Raw genomic sequence first — 6,367 nt, forward strand, 5'->3', positions numbered from 1 at the left:
GCTGGCGCCATGGCATTCGGCCGCTTCGACCGTCGCACCGGCTCCTCTCCCGAGCCGCTGAGCGGTATCAACGTCACGCCGCTGGTCGACGTGATGCTGGTGCTGGTCGTCATTCTGATTCTTGCCGCGCCCGTGCTGGCGGCCGCGCTGCGCGTGCAATTGCCCCAGGCCCAGGGCACGACGCCGGTCGCGCCGCCTACGCCGCCGCAAGCGATTGCGCTCGAAGTCGACGCCCAGGGACGGCTATGGGTCGATGGCGAGGAACTGCCGGAGACCGCGCTGCGCGAACGCCTCGCGGCGCTGGGAGCGGCCCAGCCCCAGGCCGAACTGCAGTTGCGCGCCGATGCCGCCGTGCCCTATGGCCGGGTGGTGGCGGTGATGGGCTGGGCGCATGCGGCCGGGCTCACGCGCATAGGCTTTGTCGCCGAGCCGGCGCAGACCGCGCAGCGCTAGACGGCTATCCGTTCGTCCTGAGCTGGTCGAAGGATGAACGCACGCTTGGCGTCAAAGCCCTTGATCCGCCTGCCTTGGCGGCCCCTCGCGCGGCCCCAGGCCCTGCGCCAGGCTGCCCTGCGCCAATGGGCGCAATCCCGACAGCACATCGCTGCCCGACGGCCGCTGGTAAAGCCGCAGGCCGAACTCGGGCAGCACGCCTATCAGGTGGTCGAAAATGCTGCCCTGGATGTTTTCGTACTCGACCCAGACCGACGTCGAGGTGTAGCAGTACAGCTCCAGCGGCACGCCTTCGGTCGTGGGTTCGAGCGTGCGCGCGAGCAGGTAGGTGTCGTGCTGTATGCCCGGGTGCACGTTCAGATAGGCATAGGCATAGGCGCGCAGCAGCTCCAGGTTGGTGAGCTGCAGCGGGTGGAAAGGCGCCGACTGTGCCATGGCGGACGCCGGCAGCGCCGCGGTCTGGGCGCGCTTTTCGGCGAGATAGTCCTTGAGCAGAGCGATGCGCGACAGTTGCTCGAGCTGCGTCGCGTCGAGCACGCGAATCGTGTCGGCGTCTATGCGCAGCGCGCGGCGTATGCGGCGCACGCCCGACTGCGACATGCCGCGCCAGTTCTTGAAGCTGTCGCTCATCAGCTTCCAGGTGGGAATGGTGGTGATGGTCTTGTCCCAGTTCTGCACCTTGACGATGTTGAGCGCGATGTCGATCACGAAGCCATCGGCGCCGACCTGGGGCATTTCGACCCAGTCGCCGACGCGGATCATGTCGTTCGAGCCGAGCAGCACGCCCGCGGTGAACGACAGGATGGTGTCCTTGAAGACCAGCATCAGCACGGCCGACAGCGCGCCCAGGCCCGACAGCAGCAGCAGCGGCGAACGGTCCAGCATCGTCGCCATGATCAGCACGGCCGCGACCAGCACGGCCAGCAGCTGGCCCAGCTGCACATAGTTCTTGATCGAATGCATGGAGGGCTTGAGCCGCTCCTTGCGCTCGTGGGCCTCGTTCATCGCATCGAGCAGGGCGTTGAAGGTGCGCAGCACCAGCACGATGCTGACCGCGACCGCAAGGTTCAGCAGCAGGCCATGGAACCGTGGCGGAAGATGGGGAACGCCCGCCATGCCGATCTGCACCACCAGCCATGGCACGGTCTGCGCGAGCCGGCGCATGACTTTGTCGTGCAGCAGAATCTCGGCCCAGTTCGCGGCCAGGCCCAGGCGCACCCGGCGCACGACGCGCTGCAGGAAGAATTGCGCCAGATAGCGGCTGACGAACGCCAGCAGCGCGAGCAGGGCCAGGCCCGCGATGGACTGCATCCAGGGCTCCAGCTCGGAAATCAATGACCAATGCACCAGAAATGGCTCCTCAAGAAAGCGGGGGAAGGGGGGAAAGACGGGGTGAGACCGAAGGTCGGGACACAAGTTCCATGCGCCGAGCCGCGCCGGCCCGGACGGTTTCACAGCATAGGCAAGAGCCGCACGGGCCGGCGCGCAGCGCGTCCAAAACCCTTTTTCAAGCGCTGGCGCACGGGGCTTTGCGCAGGGAGATAGCCGGTCACGGCGGTGCGGTGTGGCGTCCGGCCTAAAATCCCGGTTGACCTTGGCTTTCACCGGCGCCCTGCTGCCGGAACCCGCTCTCCATCATGCAAGACAAATACAACCATATCGAGCTCGAGCGCGCGGCGCATGAGCACTGGGCCGCCCGTGACGCTTACCGTGTCACCGAAGACGACAGCAAGAAGAAATTCTATGCCTGCTCGATGCTGCCGTACCCCAGCGGCAAGCTGCACATGGGCCATGTGCGCAACTACACGATCAACGACATGCTCACGCGCCATCTGCGCATGAAGGGCTATAACGTGCTGATGCCCATGGGCTGGGACGCGTTCGGCCTGCCCGCGGAAAACGCGGCGCTGAAGAACAAGGTGCCGCCCGCGCAGTGGACCTACGACAACATCGCCTACATGAAGAAGCAGATGCAGTCGATGGGCCTGGCAATCGACTGGAGCCGCGAAGTCGCGACCTGCGACCCCGAGTACTACCGCTGGAACCAGTGGCTGTTCCTGAAGATGCTCGACAAGGGCATTGCCTACCGCAAGACCCAGGTCGTGAACTGGGATCCGGTCGACCAGACCGTGCTGGCCAACGAGCAGGTCATCGACGGCCGCGGCTGGCGCACCGGCGCCCTGGTCGAAAAGCGCGAGATCCCGGGCTATTACCTGAAGATCACCGATTACGCCCAGGAGCTGCTGGACCACGTGCAGGTCGGCAACGACAAGGCCACGCTGACCGGCTGGCCCGACAAGGTGCGCCTGATGCAGGAAAACTGGATCGGCAAGTCGAGCGGCGTGCGCTTCGCGTTCACGCATGACATCCGCGACGCCCAGGGCCAGCTGATCCAGGACGGCAAGATGTACGTGTTCACCACGCGTGCCGACACCGTCATGGGCGTGACGTTCTGCGCCGTGGCGCCCGAGCACCCGCTGGCCACGCATGCGGCCGCGTCCAACCCCGCGCTGACCGCCTTCATCGAGGAATGCAAGAAGGGCGGCACCACCGAAGCCGAACTCGCGGTCAAGGAAAAGGAAGGCATGGCCACGGGCCTGTTCGTCACCCATCCGCTGACCGGCGAGTCGGTCGAAGTGTGGGTCGGCAACTACGTGCTGATGGGTTATGGCGACGGCGCCGTGATGGGCGTGCCCGCACATGACGAGCGCGATTTCGCGTTTGCCAAGAAATACAGCCTGCCTATCCGCCAGGTCGTGGCTGTCGAAGGCGAAAGCTTCTCGACCGAAGCCTGGGCCGACTCCTACGGCGACAAGCAGAAGTCGGTTTGCGTCAACTCCGGCGTGCTCGACGGCCTGGGCCATGCGCAGGCGGTCGACAAGGTCGCCGAGCTGGTCGGCGCCAAGGGACTGGGCGAGAAGAAGACCACCTGGCGCCTGCGCGACTGGGGCGTGAGCCGCCAGCGCTACTGGGGCACGCCCATCCCCATCATCCATTGCGAAGATTGCGGCGCCCAGCCGGTGCCCGAAAAGGACCTGCCCGTGGTGCTGCCGCAGGACCTGGTGCCCGATGGCTCGGGCAATCCGCTGGTCAAGAGCGAAGTCTTCCATGCGGGCGTGGTCTGCCCCTGCTGCGGCAAGCCCGCGCGTCGCGAGACCGACACGATGGACACGTTCGTCGACAGCTCGTGGTACTTCATGCGCTATTGCGACGCCAAGAACAGCGAACAGATGGTCGGTGCGGGCACCGAGTACTGGATGCGCGGCAGCGGCATGGACCAGTACATCGGCGGCATCGAGCACGCGATTCTTCACCTGCTGTATGCGCGCTTCTGGACCAAGGTGATGCGCGACCTGGGCCTGGTGACCTTCGACGAGCCGTTCTCGCAGCTGCTGACCCAGGGCATGGTGCTCAACCACATCTACAGCCGCCGCACGGCCAAGGGCGCGAAGGAATACTTCTGGCCCAAGGACGTCGAGCATGTGCTCGATGACGCCGGCAAGATTGTCGGCGCCCAGCTCAAGACCGCGGTCGACAGCGCCGACGGCCTGCTGCCCGTGGGCACGGCCATCGACTACGAGGGCGTGGGCACCATGTCCAAGTCCAAGAACAACGGCATCGATCCGCAGGAGCTGATCAGCAAGTACGGCGCCGATACCGCCCGCCTGTACACCATGTTCACCGCGCCGCCCGAAGCCACGCTCGAGTGGAACGACGCCGCGGTCGAAGGCAGCTACCGCTTCCTGCGCCGGGTCTACAACTACGGCTTCAAGCTGCTGGCCGGCGACTATGCCGCGGCGGATGCCGTGGGCGCGAGCGCGCGCGACCTGTCGGGCGTGGCCTTCGGCAAGGACGCCCAGGCGCTGCGCCTGGAAATCCATACCGTGCTCAAGCAGGTGGATTACGACTACCAGCGCATGCAGTACAACACCGTGGTCTCGGGCGCGATGAAGATGATCAACGCGCTCGAAAGCTTCAAGGGCACGGATACGCCCGACGGCCAGATCGCGGCGATCGAAGGCTTCGGCATCCTGCTGCGCTGCCTCTACCCGGCCACGCCCCACGTCACGCATGCGCTGTGGAGCAGCCTGGGCTACAGCCAGCATCTGGGCGAACTGCTCGACGCGCCCTGGCCCCAGGTCGATGCCAATGCCCTGGTCCAGGACGAGATCGAACTCATGCTGCAGGTAAACGGCAAGCTGCGCGGCTCGATCCGCGTCGCCGCGACGGCCGACAAGGCCGAGATCGAGCGCCTGGCCCTGGCCAGCGACGCTTTCCTGAAACAGGCCGCAGGTGCCGCCCCCAAGAAAGTGGTGGTGGTGCCGGGCCGATTGGTGAACGTGGTGGTCTGACATGCGCAAACGCACGCTGCTCTCCCTGGTGTCCGTGGTGCCTCTGTTTGCGGCGTGCGGCTTCCGCCTGCGCGGCGTGCCCCAGTTCGCCTTCCATTCGCTGTTCATCCAGGCGCCGCGCGGCTCGATGCTGGCGCGCGAACTCGAGCGCACGCTGTCGTCTTCGACGGAGAAGCTCACGGTGCTGCGCGATCCGCGCTCGCCCGATGACGCCGAAGTCATCTTCGAGCTGATCAGCGAGCGCCAGGAGCGCGTGGTCGTGGGTCTCAACGCCTCGGGCCAGGTGCGCGAACTGCAGCTGCGCCTGCGCCTGCGCTTCAAGCTGCGCAAGCCCAATGGCGACGATGTGATTCCCGACACCGAACTGCTGCAGCAGCGCGACATCAGCTACAACGAAACCATTGCGCTGTCCAAAGAGGCGGAAGAGCTGCTGCTCTACCGCAACATGCAGACCGATCTGGTGCAGCAGCTGCTGCGCCGGCTCGCGGCCGTGAAGACACTGTGAGGGCGGCATGCAGCTTGGCCTGAACCAGCTCCAGGCCCACCTCGGCAAGGGTCTGCGCGCGCTTTACACGCTGCACGGCGACGAGCCGCTGCAGCAGCAGGAAGCTGCCGACGCGATCCGCGCCGCGGCGCGCGCCGCGGGTTATTCCGAGCGCAGCAGCCACACTGTGGCCGGCGCGCACTTCGACTGGAGTGCCGTGCTGGCCGCGGGTGGCTCGCTGTCGCTGTTCGCCGACAAGCAGATCCTCGAGATCCGCATTCCTTCGGGCAAGCCGGGCAAGGACGGCAGCCAGGCATTGCAGCAGATTGCCGAGTCCGCCCAGGGCAACGACAGCACGCTGACGCTGGTCATGCTGCCGCGCCTGGACAAGGCGACCAAGACCGGCGCCTGGTTCTCGGCGCTGGACGCGCATGGCGTCACGCTGCAGATCGATCCCATCGAGCGCGCGGCGCTGCCGCCCTGGATCGCCCAGCGGCTTGCGGCCCAGGGCCAGCGCGTGGTCGCGGGCGAGGAAGGCCAGCGCGCGCTGCAGTTCTTCGCCGACCGCGTCGAAGGCAATCTGCTGGCCGCGCACCAGGAAATCCAGAAACTCGCGCTGCTGTACCCGGCCGGCGAGCTGCACGGCGAGCAAATAGAGCAGGCCGTGCTCAACGTCGCGCGCTACGACGTGTTCAAGCTGTCCGACGCGGTGCTGTCGGGGCAGCTGGCGCGCGTGCAGCGCATGCTCGACGGCCTGCAGGCCGAAGGCGTGGCCGAAGTGCTGGTGCATTGGGCGCTGGCCGAGGACATCCGTGCACTCCATCGTGTCAAGGACGCGATTGCGGGCGGGCGTCCGCTGCCCATGGCGCTGCGCGAGCAGCGCATCTGGGGTGCGAAGGAGCGCTTCTTCGAGCGCATCGTGCCGCGGTTGAACGACCAGGCCGCGGCGCAGCTGCTGCAGTCGGCACACACCGTCGACGGCATCGTCAAGGGCCTCAAGTCTCCGGGCTGGCCGCAGGACGGCTGGCAGGCACTGCGCCGGCTGGCATTTGAAATGGTGCAATCCTTCAAATAAGGC

General features: G+C 66.3%; 5 protein-coding genes. 4 read left to right on the forward strand and 1 reads right to left on the reverse strand.

The genetic code is table 11. The features are described from left to right. Window positions 1–9 precede the first annotated feature (9 nt). Window positions 10–453: an ExbD/TolR family protein gene (locus RR928_RS15615; RefSeq protein ID WP_332539128.1), complete on the forward strand. Its 444-nt coding sequence runs from the start codon at window positions 10–12 to the stop codon at window positions 451–453. Window positions 454–504: 51 nt separating this feature from the next. Here the strand turns inward: RR928_RS15615 and RR928_RS15620 are convergent, their stop codons facing one another. Next, window positions 505–1,764 carry a mechanosensitive ion channel family protein gene (locus tag RR928_RS15620; RefSeq protein ID WP_332683227.1) on the reverse strand — a complete coding sequence of 420 codons (1,260 nt, stop codon included), beginning with the start codon at window positions 1,762–1,764 and terminating at the stop codon, window positions 505–507. Between the two features lie 326 nt (window positions 1,765–2,090). On the opposite strand from RR928_RS15620, the gene leuS reads away from it, so the two are divergent. The 3 genes from leuS to holA are packed head-to-tail and all read left to right on the forward strand — an operon-like array spanning window position 2,091 to window position 6,364. Then, window positions 2,091–4,805, forward strand: a complete 2,715-nt coding sequence (leuS, locus tag RR928_RS15625; RefSeq protein WP_332683222.1) for a leucine--tRNA ligase — start codon at window positions 2,091–2,093, stop codon at window positions 4,803–4,805. A gap of 1 nt (window position 4,806) precedes the next feature. Further along, window positions 4,807–5,310, forward strand: coding sequence for an LPS-assembly lipoprotein LptE (locus RR928_RS15630; protein ID WP_332539778.1), 504 nt, complete (start codon window positions 4,807–4,809; stop codon window positions 5,308–5,310). Window positions 5,311–5,317: 7 nt separating this feature from the next. Continuing rightward, complete coding sequence (holA, locus tag RR928_RS15635) at window positions 5,318–6,364, forward strand: DNA polymerase III subunit delta (RefSeq protein WP_332539777.1); 1,047 nt, start codon at window positions 5,318–5,320, stop codon at window positions 6,362–6,364. The last annotated feature ends 3 nt before the right edge of the window (window positions 6,365–6,367 follow it).

The sequence above is a fragment of the Comamonas sp. genome (genome assembly GCF_036666375.1).
Classification (GTDB): Bacteria; Pseudomonadota; Gammaproteobacteria; order Burkholderiales; family Burkholderiaceae_C; genus Comamonas.

Coding starts and splice junctions, on each gene's coding strand:
- RR928_RS15615 (WP_332539128.1), top strand. CDS start 10: ATGGCATTCGGCCGCTTCGACCGTCGCACCGGCTCCTCTCCCGAGCCG.
- RR928_RS15620 (WP_332683227.1), bottom strand. CDS start 1,764: ATGCAGTCCATCGCGGGCCTGGCCCTGCTCGCGCTGCTGGCGTTCGTC.
- leuS (WP_332683222.1), top strand. CDS start 2,091: ATGCAAGACAAATACAACCATATCGAGCTCGAGCGCGCGGCGCATGAG.
- RR928_RS15630 (WP_332539778.1), top strand. CDS start 4,807: ATGCGCAAACGCACGCTGCTCTCCCTGGTGTCCGTGGTGCCTCTGTTT.
- holA (WP_332539777.1), top strand. CDS start 5,318: ATGCAGCTTGGCCTGAACCAGCTCCAGGCCCACCTCGGCAAGGGTCTG.